Annotated in this window: 15 protein-coding genes; 4 read left to right on the top strand and 11 right to left on the bottom strand. The window is 61.7% G+C overall.

Annotation, left to right across the window (positions count from 1 at the left end; genetic code table 11):
* Positions 1-106: 106 nt before the first annotated feature.
* The 3 genes from PMI30_RS11295 to glsB form a co-directional block, all read right to left on the bottom strand.
* Complete coding sequence (locus PMI30_RS11295; protein ID WP_008011146.1) at positions 107-1609, bottom strand: aldehyde dehydrogenase family protein; 1503 nt, start codon at positions 1607-1609, stop codon at positions 107-109.
* Positions 1610-1692: 83 nt separating this feature from the next.
* Positions 1693-2811: a DUF3616 domain-containing protein gene (locus tag PMI30_RS11300; protein WP_008011144.1), complete on the bottom strand. Its 1119-nt coding sequence runs from the start codon at positions 2809-2811 to the stop codon at positions 1693-1695.
* Positions 2812-2886: 75 nt separating this feature from the next.
* Positions 2887-3795 (bottom strand): glutaminase B, encoded by a 909-nt coding sequence (glsB, locus tag PMI30_RS11305; protein ID WP_008011142.1) that lies wholly within the window; start codon positions 3793-3795, stop codon positions 2887-2889.
* Positions 3796-4026: 231 nt separating this feature from the next.
* Here glsB and PMI30_RS11310 point away from each other — a divergent pair, with 231 nt between their 5' ends.
* From PMI30_RS11310 to PMI30_RS11325, 4 genes are all read left to right on the top strand, one after another.
* A complete protein-coding gene (locus PMI30_RS11310; RefSeq protein ID WP_008011141.1) occupies positions 4027-4656 on the top strand; it encodes a ferric reductase-like transmembrane domain-containing protein in 630 nt (209 codons plus the stop codon).
* Between the two features lie 224 nt (positions 4657-4880).
* A complete protein-coding gene (locus PMI30_RS11315) occupies positions 4881-5396 on the top strand; it encodes an HvfX family Cu-binding RiPP maturation protein (protein WP_008011138.1) in 516 nt (171 codons plus the stop codon).
* Positions 5397-5446: 50 nt separating this feature from the next.
* Positions 5447-6145 (top strand): dienelactone hydrolase family protein, encoded by a 699-nt coding sequence (locus tag PMI30_RS11320; protein ID WP_008011136.1) that lies wholly within the window; start codon positions 5447-5449, stop codon positions 6143-6145.
* 61 nt (positions 6146-6206) lie between these two features.
* A complete protein-coding gene (locus PMI30_RS11325; protein ID WP_008011135.1) occupies positions 6207-7394 on the top strand; it encodes an MFS transporter in 1188 nt (395 codons plus the stop codon).
* Here PMI30_RS11325 and metC read toward each other — a convergent pair.
* The 8 genes from metC to PMI30_RS11365 all read right to left on the bottom strand — a co-directional run bounded on the left by metC (position 7391) and on the right by PMI30_RS11365 (position 16856).
* Positions 7391-10150, bottom strand: coding sequence for a cystathionine beta-lyase (metC, locus tag PMI30_RS11330; protein WP_008011133.1), 2760 nt, complete (start codon positions 10148-10150; stop codon positions 7391-7393). The genes PMI30_RS11325 and metC overlap by 4 nt on opposite strands.
* Positions 10151-10429: 279 nt before the next feature.
* Complete coding sequence (locus PMI30_RS11335; protein ID WP_008011131.1) at positions 10430-11026, bottom strand: hypothetical protein; 597 nt, start codon at positions 11024-11026, stop codon at positions 10430-10432.
* Positions 11027-11043: 17 nt separating this feature from the next.
* Positions 11044-11880 carry an amino acid ABC transporter ATP-binding protein gene (locus PMI30_RS11340; protein WP_008011128.1) on the bottom strand — a complete coding sequence of 279 codons (837 nt, stop codon included), beginning with the start codon at positions 11878-11880 and terminating at the stop codon, positions 11044-11046.
* Entirely contained in the window at positions 11867-12655 is a 789-nt protein-coding gene (locus PMI30_RS11345; protein ID WP_008011126.1) for an amino acid ABC transporter permease, read from the bottom strand. The genes PMI30_RS11340 and PMI30_RS11345 overlap by 14 nt, the downstream gene beginning before the upstream one ends.
* The gene (locus PMI30_RS11350) at positions 12645-13379 is read right to left on the bottom strand and encodes an amino acid ABC transporter permease (protein ID WP_008011123.1); all 735 of its coding nucleotides are present in this window, start codon (positions 13377-13379) and stop codon (positions 12645-12647) included. The genes PMI30_RS11345 and PMI30_RS11350 overlap by 11 nt, the downstream gene beginning before the upstream one ends.
* Positions 13376-14587, bottom strand: coding sequence for an aminotransferase class I/II-fold pyridoxal phosphate-dependent enzyme (locus PMI30_RS11355; protein WP_008011122.1), 1212 nt, complete (start codon positions 14585-14587; stop codon positions 13376-13378). The genes PMI30_RS11350 and PMI30_RS11355 overlap by 4 nt, the downstream gene beginning before the upstream one ends.
* Positions 14584-16008 carry an FAD-binding oxidoreductase gene (locus tag PMI30_RS11360; RefSeq protein WP_008011120.1) on the bottom strand — a complete coding sequence of 475 codons (1425 nt, stop codon included), beginning with the start codon at positions 16006-16008 and terminating at the stop codon, positions 14584-14586. The genes PMI30_RS11355 and PMI30_RS11360 overlap by 4 nt, the downstream gene beginning before the upstream one ends.
* Positions 16005-16856 (bottom strand): transporter substrate-binding domain-containing protein, encoded by an 852-nt coding sequence (locus PMI30_RS11365; RefSeq protein WP_008011117.1) that lies wholly within the window; start codon positions 16854-16856, stop codon positions 16005-16007. Before PMI30_RS11365 ends, PMI30_RS11360 begins: the two co-directional genes overlap by 4 nt.
* Between the last annotated feature and the right edge of the window lie 38 nt (positions 16857-16894).

The following is a 16894-nucleotide window of genomic DNA, read 5'->3' as shown; positions in this document are numbered from 1 at the left end:
AGGCTTGCCCGCGAAGAACGATGACGCGTAATACCTGAAAACCGCGGTGCATTCTTCGCGGGCAAGCCTCGCTCCTACAGGATTTTCACCGTTCTGGAATGCCGTCTCAGCGTTTGACCGACAGATTCGTCTGGGTCATGCGGCTACGGATCGTGAACACACCATCCCCCGAGAGAATCGCGCTGCGCGCAAACAGGCGCCCGCTCTCCCAGTTCGAAAGCCCCAGTTCCGGCTTGTTCAGCGCGTACTGTCCGTCGACCCAGCGGGTAATCCCGTTGCCGACAAAAGGCGCGTTGACCGCGTTGTAGAAACGCTCCTGGGCCTGGGCATCTTCACTGATCAGCGACACGGTGAACTGCGGGCTGTAGCGGTTGAACAAGGCAATGGCCTGATCCAGGTCGTCGACGATCTTCAGGCTGACTTCCGGGGTTTCTTCCCATTCCCACTCGCGACCCAATTGATCCTCGGGCAGCGGTTCGGCCAACGCTTCGGTCTGAAAGCCTTCGGCGCGGTACACCTCGACGCTCGCGGTCTGCCAATCGGCCGGCAAACAGGCCTCGCTGCCCTCGACGATATGCAACTTGCAGCCCTGGCCCCGAGCGGTGCCGGCCTGTTGCAGTGCGTCGAGAAACAGCGGCACCAGTTCGGCGGCGCGATCGCGGTGGATCAGGCACACGTTCAGGGTGTTGCAGACTTTTCGGTCCAGCGAGTTGCGCACCACGGCGGCAAAGCGCTGGGCATCGGCGTCCTTGTCGGCGATCAGCCAGGCGCCACCGGTGCCGTGCAGGCTGACGGCCGTGCCGGCCTGTTGCGCGATGCTGCCCAACTGACTGACCGCACGCCCCGACCCACGGGCCACAGCCAGCGACAAGCGCCGGTCGGCGAACATCGCCCAACCGGCGGCGTGATTGACGCTTTCCACCAGCGAAACGGCTCCGGCCGGTAACCCGGCGTCGGCCAATGCCGGATTCAATGCATGGCTGACGATGGCCTGGGCGGTGCCCAACGCGTCGCTGCCAATGCGCAGCACTGCGGTGTTACCGGTGCGCAATACACCGGCGGCGTCGGCGAAGACATTCGGCCGGCCTTCAAACACGAAGGCGACGATGCCCAATGGAGAGACCACTTGCTCGACTTTCCAGCCGTCATGCTCGACGCAGCTCACGACCTTGCCGCGAGTGGCCGGTGCATCGCGCCAGGCTCGCAGGCCGGCGATCATGTCGCGGCGCATGCGCTCATCGGCGAGCAACCGCGTGGTGGAACGCCCGCGAGCCTTGGCCCGCTCGATGTCAGCCAGGTTGGCGGCCGCAATCAAGGCCCAGCATTCCGGGGTTTCCAGGCGTTGCGCAAAGCGATCGAAGAACTCGCCGATGGCCTGATCCGAGACGCTGGACATGGCGGTAAACGCCGCTTCGGCGCGCTCGATGGCGACCGCCGCCGCTTGTTGGTCCGCTACCGGGATCAGCAACAACTCGCCGCTGACCTGCTCCACCAGCAGATGGTCGCCGGGCTGAAAGCGCGCCGCCAGTTCGGGGCTGACGACAGTGACACGATTACCGGCAAAAGGGATTGGCGTGCCAGCGACTAGACGTTCGAGCGCAAGAGACATGAAACGGTTTCACCATGCAGGGGAGCGGCCAGAAAATGTATAGGAAAATCCGTGGAGCGTCATTCACCGGGGTGCAGTGGCGGTTACTTTTTCGTAAGTCGGAATACATCTTGCTCCAGGCGATTGCTCCCCTGTTTGCGCCACGCCGCGTTCGCGTCATAGACCACCAGCAGCAAGGGCTCTTCTACGCCGGCAGTGCTGACAAAGGTCATTCCTTCGGCATGATCGCGGCCTTTATCCTCGCCTTGCCCATAAGGAACCTCCAGGGCCGGCGTCAATTGTTCGCTGAAGACAAAACTTTCTTCTGTTGGTCTGGCGCCGTCGTGCCATCGAAACAAGCTGACAGGCCCGTCGAGGTTCATTGTCGGCCCGGCAAGGATCAACATGTCGTCACCATCGATGCATAAGTCCCTGACGCCGAGTCCATCCAGCTGGAGAAAATGCTTTCGGTATTTGCGCCCCTTGGGCCCGATTTTTTTCAGCGTCAGTGTGTGAGCAGCATCGGGATGGTCCTCGGGCTCGACCTCCAGAATGATTGTCCAGCCACGCAACACCGGCCCCCGCAGCCCGATAAACACACGATTGCCGTTGACCTCAAGGCCTTCGGTATCGAACCCGTTGTCCTTGCCGGGAATGTGCAGAAATGCCCCCACATGCTCGTCGTCCTTGAGTTCATCGAGCAATTCGTTACCCAGTTGATTACCGGCCAATTGAGCGGCGGCTCGACCATCGCTAACGGTGCTCTTCACCAAAGTGAACGTCCCGTTTTCTTCGACCACCGGAATCCGGGCCAGGAGAAAACGATTGCCATCGCGACTGACCGTTGCCAAACGCTCGGCGTTTTTCTTCCAGGACTTGGTGCTATCGGGTTTTTTCCGTTTCAGGCTGTGAGACCCCACAATCCAGAGATACCCAGTGTCGCGGTCGTAACTCATGCCTTCCAGGTCTGCCTCAACGAATTCTTCGCCAATCGTCGGGATGACCGGCAGCGCCAACAGGGACGCCAACGGGAATTGTTTGTGCTGGTCAAACAGAAACTCGCCCGCACCGACGCGCTCACGCAAGGTGAAGCGCTCCAGGCTCAAGGATTCATCATTGGCGACCCACAGGGTGTCGCCTATCTGGACCACGGCAGACAACCCTTTGCGCAAATCAGTGTCCGGGTCATTGAAGACTAGAAGCGCGGAACCGAAATTCACCATGAAGTCACCCGCCCCTTGAGTCAAAGAATGCCTGCTTCACGGTAGCGGTCATCGGGCGCTAGTCAAGACAGGTCATCAGAACACCGACCAGCCGATCCGCTGACTCATCAACTCCAGCGCGGCCATGCCAGCGAGGGAGTTGCCGGCAGCGTTCAATTCCGGAGACCAGACGCACACCGTGAATTGCCCCGGTACCACCGCGACAATGCCCCCGCCCACGCCGCTCTTGCCCGGCAGACCGACGCGATAGGCAAAATTGCCCGCTTCGTCGTACAGCCCGCTGGTGGCCATGATCGAGTTGACTTGCTGGGTCTGGCGGGCGCTGAGGATCTGCGCGCCGCTGTGTTTGCAGAAACCGTCATTGGCCAGAAAGCAGAACGTGCGGGCCAGATCCACGCAACTCATGCGCAGCGCGCAATGGCTGAAGTAGCTGCGCAGCACGGCTTCGACGTCGTTATGAAAGTTGCCGAACGATTGCATCAGATAAGCCATGGCCGCGTTGCGCGCGCGGTGCTGGTATTCCGACTCGGCGACCTTGCCGTCCACCATGACATTCGGGTTGCCGGACAAACGCCGGACAAAATCGCGCATCGACAATGCCGGCGCGGCAAAGCGTGATTGGTTGATGTCGCAGATCACCAGCGCACCAGCGTTGATGAAGGGATTGCGCGGGCGCCCGCGCTCGAACTCCAGCTGCACCAGCGAGTTGAACGGCTGGCCGGAAGGCTCATGGCCCAGACGCTCCCAGATCGCTTCGCCGGAATGGTCGATGGCCTGCACCAGGCTGAACACCTTGGAAATACTCTGCACCGAGAACGGCGTGTCGGCGTCTCCGGCACAAAACAACTCGCCGTCATTGCCATACACGGCAATGCCCAACTGATTGCCCGGCACGGTGCCGAGGGCGGGAATGTAGTCAGCCACTTTGCCCTGACCGATCAACGGTCGGACTGCGTCAAGGATCTCGTTCAACAGCGCTTGCATGCCGGGTTCCGAAGTCTCGCCCCATGGGATTGCGGGGACACTGTCGCTAGACGCTGCTGGTCGGGGCTGAATCACAGTTTTGTATGGGAATGTATCTGATGCGCCCCGGGATACATGAACTTGCGCCCGGCGATCTTCCGGACATACCGCCCACACACCTGGTTGAAAAACTCCTGCTGTCCGCTGACCACCGGCAAAAACCGGGTCGGCCCTTTGCTCAGGAGTGTTGTCATGATGACCCAAATTCCCCGTTACCACGGCTGGTCGTTGTTTGGCCTGCTGTCCTTGTTGGTGCTGGTGATGACCGGCCTGATTCTGTTGCTGAATCCGGATCTGGTGGAAGCCACCCGCAGCGCCATTCGCGCTACCGCGCGCACTTCGTTTGCACTGTTTCTCGCCGCGTTCACCGCCTCCGCTTTCGCGGTGCTGGTGCCCTCGCCTTTCACCCGTTCGTTGGTGCGCGAACGACGCTTCATCGGCCTGGCCTTCGCGTTTTCCCACCTGGTGCACGCCATCCTGATCTACAGCTATGGCCAACTGAACCCCGAGTTTTGGCCCAGTCGCACCACGGTCGGCAACATCCCGGGCTCGGTCGGTTACCTGTTCATTCTGCTGATGGCGCTGACCTCATTCAAAACCACGGCGCGGCTGATCGGCCCCAAACCCTGGAAAGCCCTGCACGTCAGCGGCATGTGGGTGCTCGCGGCGGTGTTCACCTACTCCAACTTCAAACGCATTCCCATGAGCGCCTGGTACGTATTGCCGTTCGGTTTGATGTTTTCGGCGATCGTCGTTCGGCTGCTGGGCAAGATTGCGCTGAAGTACAAACGGTCGGTCAGAAACACGCTATTGACCGAATGAAACCCCTGGAACACCACAATCCCCTGTGGGAGCGAGCCTTTGTGGCGAGGGGGCTTGCCCCCGTTGGGTCGCGAAGCGGCCCCGGCATTTCAAAGTCGCATACAACGGGTTTACGACTGCTTCGCAGCCGAACGGGGGCAAGCCCCCTCGCCACAAAAGCCCCCTCGCCACAGTCCACTTCCACAATGAATGCACCTGTCGATCAAATCCCGGAGCTCAAACCCATGAATACCTCTCTCTCATCAGCCCTCAAAGGCCTGCACCTGAACCTCGACCGTACCGGCAGCTGGATCGCCCCCCTGACCTTGCGGGTGTTTCTGGCCTGGGAGTTTTTCGAGTCCGGCCTGGAAAAATGGAACGGCCAGAACTGGTTCGCCGACATCCAGAACCGCTTCCCGTTTCCCTTCAATCACATTCCGGCCACGCTGAACTGGGAACTGGCGATGTGGGCCGAATTGATCTGCGCCCTCGCCCTGCTGGTGGGCCTGGGAACGCGGGTTTCGGCGGTTATTCTGACCGTGGTCACGATCGTCGCGACCGCTGCCGTTCACTGGCCGGCCGATTGGTCTACATTGAGTGAACTTGCCCAGGGTTATGCCATCAGCAATAAAGGCCATGGCAACTTCAAACTGCCGCTGATCTACCTCGCAGCCCTCATGCCGTTGCTGCTCTCGGGGGCCGGCAAACTCAGCGTGGACGCGCTGTTGGCTCGATACTTCTGGCGGCGCAGTCACCGCTGATACGCCAGCGTCTCGGTAACCCCACCCAACTTGTGTAAAAAGGAGCCGTAATGAGCGTAACCACCCAATGGATCGAGATCACCAGCGCCGAGGGCACGTTCGGCGCTTACCTGGCCATTCCCCACCCCCGTAAAGGTCCGGGGATTGTGCTGATTCAGGAAATCTTCGGCGTCAACGAGCACATCCGCTCGGTCGCCGAGCAATACGCCGCCGACGGCTACCTGGTCATCGCGCCGGATCTGTTCTGGCGCAACGGCCACCGGATCGAACTGGGCTACGACGAAGCCGGCTGGAAACGCGCCGTCGAGTTGATGAACGCCACCGACACCCAAAAAGCGCAGGCCGACATCAAACTGGCCATCGACGCCCTGAAGGCGCATCCGGGGCTGGACGGCAGAATCGCTTCTATCGGTTTCTGCTTCGGCGGCATGCTGTCGTACAACACCGCGGCCAACGGTTTCGTCGACGTGGCGATCGCCTACTATGGCGGCGGCATTCAGAACCAACTGGATCGGGCCGGTGAACTCAAGGTGCCGATGCTGATGCACTTCGGCGAACAGGACAGCCACATCCCCATCGACGCCGTGAAGCAAATCGCCGAGCGTTTCGAGTTCAACGATGACGTCGATATCGAGGTGTATCCGGGGGCCGAACACGGCTTCAACTGCTCACACCGTAGCAGTTACAACCAGCGGGCGGCGGTTGAGGCACATGGCAATACGTTGCTCTTTTTGAGTCAGAACCTTTAAGGCCTGATCGCCGGGGTTGGCGACATAGACAATCGGTGAGCATTCAATCCCGGAAACCAGCATGGACAACCTCTCAAAACTCAGACCGGCTTCACTGCGTATCCCCTCCACAGTCTGGGCCCTGGGTTTTGTCAGCCTGTTCATGGACCTGTCTTCAGAACTGGTGCACAGCCTGCTGCCGGTATTTCTGGTCACAACATTGGGCGCGAGCGCGTTGACCGTCGGGGTGATCGAGGGCATCGCCGAGGCGACTGCGATGCTGACCAAGATTTTCTCCGGCGCCATCAGCGATTTTCTCGGCCGGCGCAAAGGCCTGCTGTTGATGGGCTACGGTCTGGCAGCCTTGTCGAAACCGCTCTTTCCCCTCGCACACTCGGTGGAGGTGGTGTTCACCGCGCGTTTTCTGGATCGCATTGGCAAAGGCATTCGTGGTGCGCCGCGAGATGCGCTGGTCGCCGATGTGGCACCCGCCGAAATCCGTGGCGCCTGTTTTGGCATGCGCCAATCGATGGACACCGTTGGCGCCATTCTGGGTCCGGTCCTGGCGATCGTGCTGATGCTTTGGCTCGGCCAGATCCATCTGGTGTTGTGGTTTGCGGTGATCCCGGCGGTGATATCGGTGGCGCTGATTGTCGGTGGGGTCAAAGAGCCGAGCACTGTCGCTGGCGAACGCGCCTTTCGCTCGCCTATCCACTGGAAGGTTCTGCGGGATTTTTCGCGCGATTATTGGTGGGTCGTGATCGTCGGTGGGCTGTTCACGCTGGCTCGTTTCAGCGAAGCCTTTCTGGTTTTGAAGGCGCAACAAACAGGCCTGACGGCTACTTGGGTGCCAATGGTGATGGTGGTCATGTCGCTGCTCTATGCCGTGTCCGCCTACCCTGCCGGCTGGTTGTCCGACCGGATCAGCCGCACCAAAGTGCTGTGTGTCGGCATCGTCCTGCTGATCCTGGCGGACCTGTTGCTGGCGCAAGCGGATTCGATCATGACCATGCTGGCGGGCGTGGCCCTGTGGGGTCTGCACATGGGCTTCAGCCAGGGCATTCTCGCGACGCTGATCGCCGACACAGCACCCGAACACCTCAGGGGCACGGCGTTCGGCCTGTTCAATCTGATCAGCGGCGTGTGCCTGTTGATCGCCAGCGTGCTCGCCGGCGCGCTGTGGGAGACCTCCGGCTCAGCCAGCACCTTCATCGTCGGGGCGGTGCTGGCGGCTGCGGCGCTGTTGTTGCTTGTGCTGCGCAAGCCCTAGTCCAGCGCCGCCGCGAACCCGCGTTGCAAATCCTCGATCAACGCGTCGACATCTTCCAGGCCGATGTGCAGCCGCAGCACCGGGTTCAATGCACGATCTACCGCGCTGTTGCGATCCTTGGTATCAGCGACGGTGACCAGGCTTTCATAGCCGCCCCAGGACGCGCCCAGACCAAACACCTGCAGCGCATCGATAAACCGTTCGACGTACGTGGCGTCGGCCTCGCGCAGTTCGAAGGAGAGTAAACCGTTGCTGCCATTGAAGTCCCGCCGCCACAGTGCGTGATGGGGATGATCGGGCAGCGCTGGATGGAACACCCGCTTCACCTGCGGTTGCGCCTGTAGCCATTGAGCGATTTCCAGGGCCTGGCGTTCGTGTACGTCGAGGCGCGGCGCCAGGGTTCGTGCACCTCGCAGCACCAGATAGGCATCGTCGGGGCTGACGGTGATGCCAAAGGTGTCACTCATGGACGCCAGCGGCCGCCAGACCTCTTGCCGGGTACAGACGCTGCCCATGACCACATCGCTGTGACCGCACAGGTACTTGGTCAACGCCATGATCGAGATGTCCGCGCCCAGGGTCAGCGGCCGGTACAGGTAGCCCGAGCCCCAGGTGTTGTCCACGGCGAGCAGAATGCCGCGCGGTTTGCACAAGGCGGCGATGGCCGGCAGGTCGCAGAGTTCATACAACAGTGAGCCGGGCACTTCGGTGTAGAGCATTTTGGTATTGGCTTGCAGTTGAGATTGCAGCCCGCTGCCGTCAGGCGCGAAGTAGCTGACCTGGATGCCGAACGGCTCAAGCAGCTCCCGGGCCAGACGCCGCACGGGCGCATACACCGCGTCGGTGATCAGCACATGATCGCCGGGCCGCAAGTAGGCCAGGAACGTCTGCGCCACGGCCGCCAGCCCGGTGCCGTACAAGCGGGTGCGGTAACCGCCCTCCAGTTCCGTCACCAAATCTTCCAGGGCGAACGCCGTGGGATTGCCCCGGGCGCCATAGCTCAGAACCCGTTCACTATCACGGCGAGCACGGGCGTCGCGCATTTGCGCCAGGTTGTCGAACAGCACCGTGCTCAAACGAGTGACCGGCACGTTGACCGCCCGACCGCCACGGCCCTTTTCGGTACGCGCCGCATGCACCAGACGGGTACGAACCCGTGCATCACGGGTGGCTTGAGACTGCGCGCGCAGCGGTTTGAGGCTGGCGATTTCGTCTGCGCTCATTTGCGCCAACAAGCCTATTTCCCAGGCCAGGTACTGACGCGCCGCGTCCTTGTTGCCGGAGTGACGATCATGGGTAAAGAACAGGAAATCGATGCACTGGTGATCGGGCGGTGTGTTGGCATCCTCTTGCAACACAAACCCCGCCGCACGCCAGGCGTCGAGACCGCCGTCCAGCAGCCGGACCTGCTCCCGCTGAACGTCGGGTAATTCCAGTACCGCGAAAGCGGCCAGCAGCGGATCGTCGGCCAGCAACACCAGAGGTCGCTGTTCACCGGCCACGTCACTCGCCAGCAACGAGCGGATTGACCAGCGCGAGCCCGCGATACGGGCTTTGCGATGGTTCATGCTCGGGCGCAGGTCAATCAGTGCCACGGCGTTATCCTTCAGCGCATCGTTCAGGGCTTGTGCCGTGATCACTGGCAACGCTTCGTGAGCGAGGGGCTCAACCGCAGGCAACGCCAGATCGCTGTTCACCCCATCCGCCAGGACATAAGCCTCATGCCCCAACTGCCGAAGCCAACTGGCAATAATCGGTGCCCGCACGCCATCGCTGTCAATCAGCACCACCCGCGCCTGGCGCACGCCGATGTACAGATCGGTGGATTGAATCAGCTGACCACCCGGCGTGTGTTGCGCGCCCGACAGGCTGCCAGCGGCAAACTCCTCGGCGGTGCGCACGTCACACAGAAACAGGCTACGTGCGGCCTCCCCGGCCCACTGCTCGGCCTGCGCGGTCGTAACGGTTTTTACCCCGGCTCGTTCGGCCAGTTGTGCCGCCGCGAGGCGCTGTTGCGGCAAGGTCTTCGATGACACCTCATCGGCATAGCGGCGGGTGCTGCCATGCTCCAGCTGAAGGTCTTCCAGGTACCAGCCCTGGGTCCCATTTTCGAGGGCGTAGACCGGGTTCTTCAGACCCAGATTAATCAGGGTCTGGGCGCCAATAATGCTGCGGGTACGACCGGCGCAATTGACCACGATCGGCGTGCTGTCGTCCGGCACCAGATCGTGTACGCGATAGCCCAGTTCGCCATTCGGGCAGCAGACAGAGCCGGGTATGGTCATCTTGCGGTATTCGTCGAGCGGCCGACCGTCCAGCACCACCAGCGGTTCGCCCCGGGCTTGCCATTCGGCCAGCTGTTTGGCGGTGACATGCGGCGTATGAGTGGCCTCTTCCACCAACTCGCCAAAGGCCTTGGACGGCACGTGCACGCCGGCAAACAGTTGCAGGCCGGCCGCCTGCCAGCCATCGGAACCGCCGTCGAGAATATGCACGCGGCCATACCCCAACGCCTGCAGACGCTGAGCGGCGCGGGCCGCGACGTCCCCACCGTTCTGGTCATAAATCACCAACCGCACCTGTGGATTCGGCGCCAGGCGTCGGACCTCCAATTCCAGGCGACTGTAGGGCAGGTTCACCCCGTGAAACAGATGGGCTTCACCATATTGGCCGTGCTCACGCACGTCAAACAGGGCAATTTCCTGCCCGTCGAACAGCCATTGCTGCAGTTGCCCTGGGGTTACGGTCTGGCTCATGAGAGTCCCGCTTTGAAAGATAAAAAAACCAAATTATTGAAGGGCTAACGACCAAACCTGTGGCGAACACAAAACCTGTGGCGAGGGGGCTTGCCCCCGTTCGGCTGCGCAGCAGTCGTAAAACCAGTGCATGCGTCGTATCTGACACACCGCGATCACAGGAATCAGGGCCGCTTCGCGACCCAACGGGGGCAAGCCCCCTCGCCACAGGTTTTGTGTTCACCTCAGCTCCTTACGCAAGATGCCGATCTTCAAGCCGTTGCCAGTGGGCCAGATCGATCATGCATAGGCCTTGATCGACGGCGCCATTTGCGAGGCGTTGTAGTTGAGAATGCGCCCGTCGGCCTCGACCCCATAACGGCCATTGAGTGATTCCAGGGGCAAGCCGTACAGGTGGAAATGCAGGGTCGGCTGCTCGCCTTCGACACGGATGCCGTGCAAGTCTTCACCGAGGAACGAGATCGATGTGCCAGGCTGCACGATCACTTCTTTTTCCAGGTGCAGGGTGGTGAACCCAGGCTCGCGACCCTCGTCATCACGGGCGTAGACGTAGTTGATTTCCTGGCCTTCGACGGCGCTGATGATCGCCCAGGTTTCGTGGTTGTGAGCAATGGTGCTTTTGCCCGGCAACAGCGAGTTGAGGTACAGCGTCGGCGTGTCGCCATCGTCATTGAGACGGTAGCGGAACGCGGTGCTGCCCTGCCCCGGCACTGGCGCCGGGAACGCGTCGAAATTGAACAGATCGCGACGCTCAGCCAGGGTTTCGAGCAAGGCGACGATTTGCGTCAACGCAGCGCGGTCGACGCCGCGTTGATTGATGATGCGGATCTTCTTGAGGAAATCCTCGATGACGGCGGCACGGTTATCGGTACTCATGAACAGGCTCCTCGGTATTAGACAGACAGGCTGTAGCGGCTCAGGTTGGTCAACAGATACGGATCGTTGGCGACGCGGGGACGGCGTCCCGGATCGCCCAGGGCATGACGCAGAAACTCTTGAGTGCGTTCGCTGGTGGGGTGCTGGAAAATCTGCGCGGCGCTGCCGTGCTCGACGATCACGCCGTTTTCGGTGAAGTAGACGATGTCGCTGATCTCTTCGGCGAAACGCATTTCGTGGGTCACCAGCACACAGGTCATGCCCTCTTCGGTCAGCTCGCGAATCACCGTCAGCACCTCGCCGACGGTTTCCGGGTCGAGGGCCGAGGTCACCTCATCGAACAGAATCAATTCCGGGCGCATGGCCAATGCGCGAGCAATCGCCACTCGCTGCTGCTGACCGCCGGAAAGTTGTCCCGGATAAGCATCAGCCTTGTGCTCCATGCGCACTTTGGCCAGCAAGGCGCGGGCGTCTTTCTCCGCCTCGGCGCGGTTGCGCCCCAGCACTTTGCGCGGTGCGATCACCAGGTTCTCCAGCACCGACAAATGCGGGAACAGGTTGTACTGCTGGAACACAAACCCCACGCGCTTGCGCAACTCGATGCGCTGGGATTCCTGGGCCAGGGTGTGAACCTCGGTGGTGCCGACGCGAATACTGCCGCGCTGAGGCTGCAACAGGCCGGTGATGCAACGCAGGATCGTCGACTTGCCGGAACCGGACGGGCCGATGATCGACACGGCCTGCCCACGGTGCACGTCGAGGTCGATGCCCTTGAGCACCGGGTTGCTGCCAAATGACAAGTGCAGGTCACGCAGGCTGACCAGGGGCTCGGCGACGGTTTCAGTAGAAGGCATAACGTCGCTCCAGGTGTTGGGTGAGTCGGGAAATCGGGTAGCAGTAAGCAAAGAACAGCACCAGCAGGCTCAGGTAAATCACCACGGTAAAACCGGTCAGGTTCACTGTGTTGCTGGCGATTTGCGCGGTGTCGATCACGTCATGCACGCCCACCAAAGACGCCAGCGCGGTGCCCATGGTGATCACCGCGTAGAGGTTCATCCACGGCGGCAACATGCGTTTGAAGCACTGCGGCAGGATGATCGAGCGGAAAATCTGCCCACGGGTGAACGCCAGGGAACGTGCGGCTTCCCATTGGGTACTGGGGATCGAGGCGACCGCGCCACGGAAGATTTCCGCGACGTTGGCACTGGCCGGTAACGCCAGGCCAAGGGTGACCTTGACCCAGTCTGGAAACGATACATAGGTGCTGCCGATGTGGATCTCGAACGGGAACACATAGGTGGTGAAATAGATCAGCACCAGCCACGGCGCGTTGCGAAAAACCTGCACCCAGATCCGCGCCGGCAAGCGCAGCAACCACAACGGCGACAACCCCAGGGCACCCACCAGCAACCCCAGCAACGACCCCAGCCCGATCGCCAGCAGGCTGATCAGAATGTTCTGGCCAAAGCCCACGACCAGCGCTGGCGACCATTGCAGCAAGGCCTTGAGCACTGGGCTGTGCGGGGCGAAATACATCAGCCAGAGCACGGCAACCGCCAACAACAGCAACTTGCCGACATGCCGCCGGGGCCAAGCCACTGGCGCGGTGACGGACGATTCAATGGCCATAGCCGGGCATCCTCAGGCGCGCTTCGAGCAGGCGCCCCACACAATTGACGGTAAAACTCAGCAGACCGAAAAACGTCAGGATCAGAATCATCAACTCCAGCACGTTATCGCTCTGGGTCCAGATCATGATCGCCGCGTAGGTGATGTCGCCGACGGCAATCGCCGAGGCGACGGCGGTCATCTTCACCAGGTCGATCAGGTTGTTGATCAGCGACGGCAAGGCGAAGCGCAGGGCCAGCGGCAGTTGCACATTCCACAACAACTGGCGGCGGCTGAACGCCAGCGAACTGGCTGCCTCCATCGTCACCGCTGGCACGGCTTCGATGCCGGCGCGCAAGGCTTCGGCATGGAACGCGCCCTTGTGCAGCGAGATCACGATCACCACCCAGGCGAACGGCGTCAGCGGGTTGGCCGCGCCGACGGCCTGGGTCAGCAGCATGTTCAGCACCAGGAACGCGCAATACAGCTGCACCAGCGTCGGCGTGTTGCGGGTAACTTCGACAAACACCCGCGCAGGTTTCGCCAGCCAGGGTTTGCCCGAGGTCAACATCGCCGCCAACCCGAGCCCCGCCAGCAGGCTGCCGACGATGGTGAACAGGCACAGCAACACCGTGGTCAGCGCGCCCTGCTCCAGGGTTCCGCGCTGATAGGCGTCCAGCAGAAAGCCGTAGTTCAGGCCGAACCCGGCGGCCCAGCGGACGAACAGTTCCAGAAAATGACTCATGGTTCGCCCCGCAATTGCCCGCAGGCTTGAGCGATGCGTCGTCCGGCCTCGGCGACGGTTTCAGTCGCAGTGGCAATGGACAGGCGAAACCACGGCGACAGGCCATAAGCGCTGCCCGCTACGCCGGCCACGCCTTCCTCCAACAAATACGCGACGACGTCGGCATCGGTTTGCAAGCGCTGACCGTCCGGGCGATAGCGGCCCAATAATCCGGCGCAGCGGATAAATACGAAGAAACCACCTTGAGGTTCGAGCACTTCGAGGCCGTCGACTTTGCGTAAAGCACTCACCAGTAAATCCCGGCGTTGCTGATAGGCCGCGACCTGCGACCGCAAGAAATCCAGTCCGCCCTCGAAAGCTGCCAACGCGGCGGCTTGCCCTACCGAAGAAGCGCCCGAGGTGGATTGCGATTGCACGACGGTCATCGCATGGGTCAGCACTTGCGGTCCGGCACCGAAACCGATTCGCCAACCGGTCATGGCGTAGGTCTTGGACACGCCGCCCACCAGCAGGCAGCGCGACTGCAAATCCGGCGCGACGTTGAGCAGGCTCTGGGCCGGCCGACCGTCGAAGCGGATATGTTCGTAGAGCTCATCCAGCAGAATCAGCACCTGGGGATGGCGCCGCAGCACCTCGGCCAAGGCTTGCAACTCGGCCGCGCTGTACACTGCGCCGCTGGGGTTGCCGGGGCCATTGAGGATCAGCCAGCGAGTTCGCTCGCCGATGTATTGCTCCAACTGCTCGGCCGTCAGCTTGCAGCCTTGCGCCAACCCGCATTCGATGAACACCGGCTCGCCACCGTTGAAGCGCACGCTGTCCGGAAACGACGGCCAATACGGCGTCGGCACCAGCACTTGATCGCCGTCATCGAGGGTGGCGGCGAAGGCATTGAAGATGATCTGTTTGGCACCGTTGGCAATCACGATCGATTCCAGCGGGTAGTCCAGATGATTTTCCTGCCGGAGCTTGCGTTGCACCGCAATTCGCAAGGCCTTCACGCCCGGTGTCGCCGTGTACTTGGTGGCACCGCCAGCGATGGCGGCATAAGCGGCCTGCTTGATGTGGTCAGGGGTGTCGAAATCCGGCTCGCCGATGGTCAGGTCGAGGATGTCGCGACCGGCCTCGCGCAGGGCCGTGGCTTGGGATTTGGCGGCGGCATTGGCCGACAGCGAGACGCGCTGCACGCGTTTGGACAGGCGAACATTCATGACTCGATCGCCTCCAGTACCTTGCCCGGATTGAGCAGGTTTTTCGGGTCCAGCGCCTGCTTGATCCGGCGCATCAGGTTGAGTTCTACCGGACTTTTATAGCGCCCGAGCATGTCCCGTTTGTGCTGGCCGATACCGTGTTCGGCGCTGATTGAACCGCCATGGGCATGGGCGCTGTCGTGCACCAGTTGGCTGAGTGCCGCGTAATGGACCATGTGCACCTCGACCGTTGAATCCTGCGGATGGGCGACGTTGTAGTGCAGGTTACCGTCGCCCAGATGGCCGAAGGTGTAATGCCGCACACCGGGAAAATGACGCTGCAACAAAGCATCGGTATTGGCGACAAACGCAACCACTTGGGAAATCGGCACCGAGATGTCGTGCTTCATGTTGCGACCGGCACGCTTCTGCGCCTCGCTCATGTTTTCGCGCAACAGCCACAACGCCTGGCTCTGGGCGAGGCTTTCGGCGATCAGCGCATCGGCCAGCAAGCGCTGTTCGAAGGCTTCGCCCAGTACCTGTTCAAACGCTTCGCGGGCATGGCTTTCGCTGTGGTTATCGGACAGTTCCAACAGCGCGAACCAGGGCTGACGAGCGCCAAGAAAGGGTTGCGGGCCTTCGGGAAATTGCTCACGCAGCAGCGCGAGGCACTCGGCGCTGAGCAGTTCGAACGCCGTGAGGCTGGCACCGAAACCGGCGCGGGCATGGGACAGGAACGTCACCGCTTGGGCCAACGAATCGAAGGCTAACAGCGCCGTGGCTTGGGCCTTGGGTAGCGGGAACAGTTTCAGGGTCGCGGCGGTGATAATGCCGAGGGTGCCTTCGCTGCCGATAAACAGGTCGCGCAAGTCGTAGCCGGTGTTGTCCTTGCGCAAACCGCGCAGGCCATTCCAGATTGCACCCTGAGCGGTGACCACTTCCAGGCCGAGGGTCAATTCGCGGGAATTGCCATAACGCAGCACCGCGGTGCCGCCGGCATTGGTGCCCAGATTACCGCCGATGGTGCAGCTGCCTTCGGCGCCCAGGCTCAGCGGGAACAGACGCCCGGCGTCATGGGCGACATCCTGAATGGTCTGTAGAATGCAGCCCGCCTCGACGGTCAGGGTGTCGTTGTCGGTGTCCACCGCCCTTACGCGATTCATCCGGTCGAGCAGCAGCAACACCGCGCGCCCACTGGTGTCCGGGGTCGCGCCGCCCATCAACCCGGTGTTGCCGCCCTGCACCACCACCGGCGTATCACAAGCCACACAGGCACGAACCACCGCCGCGACTTCTTCGGTGTTTGCCGGGTGCACCGCGGCCAGCACCTGCCCCACATAACGGCCCTGTTTGTCGGTCAGGTACGCGGCGGCCTCTTCGTTGCCCTGCACATGACGGGCGCCGAGCAGTTGCTGCAAGGCGACGAACAACGGCCGACTCATGGCCGCACAGCCAGCGGTGCCGCATTGCGGTATTGCTCGTGCAGGTCACGCAAGGCCTGCGACGGCGCCATGCCGGTGCGCTCGCCCAATTCGATCAACCAGCCGCTGCGGTGCCAGTCACGCACGATGGCATCCAGTTTCGCCTGGGTATCGTGTTCGCCCTTGCGGATCCAGATCACCGAGTTCGACGGGATCAAATCACCCGGCAGCGGGATTTCATACCCGGCCCACTCGGCATCGCTCAACAAGGTATGCATCGTCGGGCTGACATGCACCGCCGCCACGCAGCCATTGCCGCGCAACGACAACAACGATTCGGACTGGCTGCGGAACGCCTTGATCTGCGCGCCGTAGGTTTCCTGCAACGGCTTGATGAAGTTGCTGCCCTGGGACACGCACACCGGTTTGTCCTTGAGGTCGGCCCACTGGGTGATGCCCGCACCTCTGCGAATCAACGCGGCACCGCCGACCTCTTCATAAGGCGTGGGCACGTAATCGAGAATCTCGGCACGCTCTTCGGTGAACTGCATATTGGCGATCAGGATGTCGACCTTGCCCTGTTGCAGGAACTGCACCCGGTTGGGCGCCAACACCGAAACCGTTTGCGCCTCGACACCCAGCGCCTTGGCGATGCCCTTGGCCAGTTCGACGTTGTACCCCAGGTGCTCGCCGGTCTTGGGGTCGAGAGTGCCGAATGGCGGGCCACTGAGAATCACCCCGACGCTGATGGCGTGGCGTTGCTCGATCTTGTCCAGTGTGGCGTCAGCCTGAGCGAGGCTGACGCCCAGCACGGCATATCCTGCCAGGCACAACGTGGCCAGGCCTCTGGCGGAAAAATATCGGTTCATGCACAACTTCCTTGAACGACCGCCGAGCCAGTCGGCGG

Origin of the sequence: Pseudomonas sp. GM50, from assembly GCF_000282375.1 — a bacterium.
Lineage (GTDB): Bacteria > Pseudomonadota > Gammaproteobacteria > Pseudomonadales > Pseudomonadaceae > Aquipseudomonas.
This window is presented reverse-complemented; position numbering and strand designations above follow the sequence as displayed.

Bases quoted from the DNA above. Each gene is read 5' to 3' on its own strand.
- PMI30_RS11320 (WP_008011136.1), top strand. From the start codon at position 5,447: ATGAGCGTAACCACCCAATGGATCGAGATCACCAGCGCCGAGGGCACG.
- metC (WP_008011133.1), bottom strand. From the start codon at position 10,150: ATGAGCCAGACCGTAACCCCAGGGCAACTGCAGCAATGGCTGTTCGAC.
- PMI30_RS11325 (WP_008011135.1), top strand. From the start codon at position 6,207: ATGGACAACCTCTCAAAACTCAGACCGGCTTCACTGCGTATCCCCTCC.
- PMI30_RS11315 (WP_008011138.1), top strand. From the start codon at position 4,881: ATGAATACCTCTCTCTCATCAGCCCTCAAAGGCCTGCACCTGAACCTC.
- PMI30_RS11295 (WP_008011146.1), bottom strand. From the start codon at position 1,609: ATGTCTCTTGCGCTCGAACGTCTAGTCGCTGGCACGCCAATCCCTTTT.
- PMI30_RS11365 (WP_008011117.1), bottom strand. From the start codon at position 16,856: ATGAACCGATATTTTTCCGCCAGAGGCCTGGCCACGTTGTGCCTGGCA.
- PMI30_RS11355 (WP_008011122.1), bottom strand. From the start codon at position 14,587: ATGAATGTTCGCCTGTCCAAACGCGTGCAGCGCGTCTCGCTGTCGGCC.
- PMI30_RS11300 (WP_008011144.1), bottom strand. From the start codon at position 2,811: ATGGTGAATTTCGGTTCCGCGCTTCTAGTCTTCAATGACCCGGACACT.
- PMI30_RS11335 (WP_008011131.1), bottom strand. From the start codon at position 11,026: ATGAGTACCGATAACCGTGCCGCCGTCATCGAGGATTTCCTCAAGAAG.
- PMI30_RS11360 (WP_008011120.1), bottom strand. From the start codon at position 16,008: ATGAGTCGGCCGTTGTTCGTCGCCTTGCAGCAACTGCTCGGCGCCCGT.
- PMI30_RS11345 (WP_008011126.1), bottom strand. From the start codon at position 12,655: ATGGCCATTGAATCGTCCGTCACCGCGCCAGTGGCTTGGCCCCGGCGG.
- glsB (WP_008011142.1), bottom strand. From the start codon at position 3,795: ATGCAAGCGCTGTTGAACGAGATCCTTGACGCAGTCCGACCGTTGATC.
- PMI30_RS11340 (WP_008011128.1), bottom strand. From the start codon at position 11,880: ATGCCTTCTACTGAAACCGTCGCCGAGCCCCTGGTCAGCCTGCGTGAC.
- PMI30_RS11310 (WP_008011141.1), top strand. From the start codon at position 4,027: ATGATGACCCAAATTCCCCGTTACCACGGCTGGTCGTTGTTTGGCCTG.
- PMI30_RS11350 (WP_008011123.1), bottom strand. From the start codon at position 13,379: ATGAGTCATTTTCTGGAACTGTTCGTCCGCTGGGCCGCCGGGTTCGGC.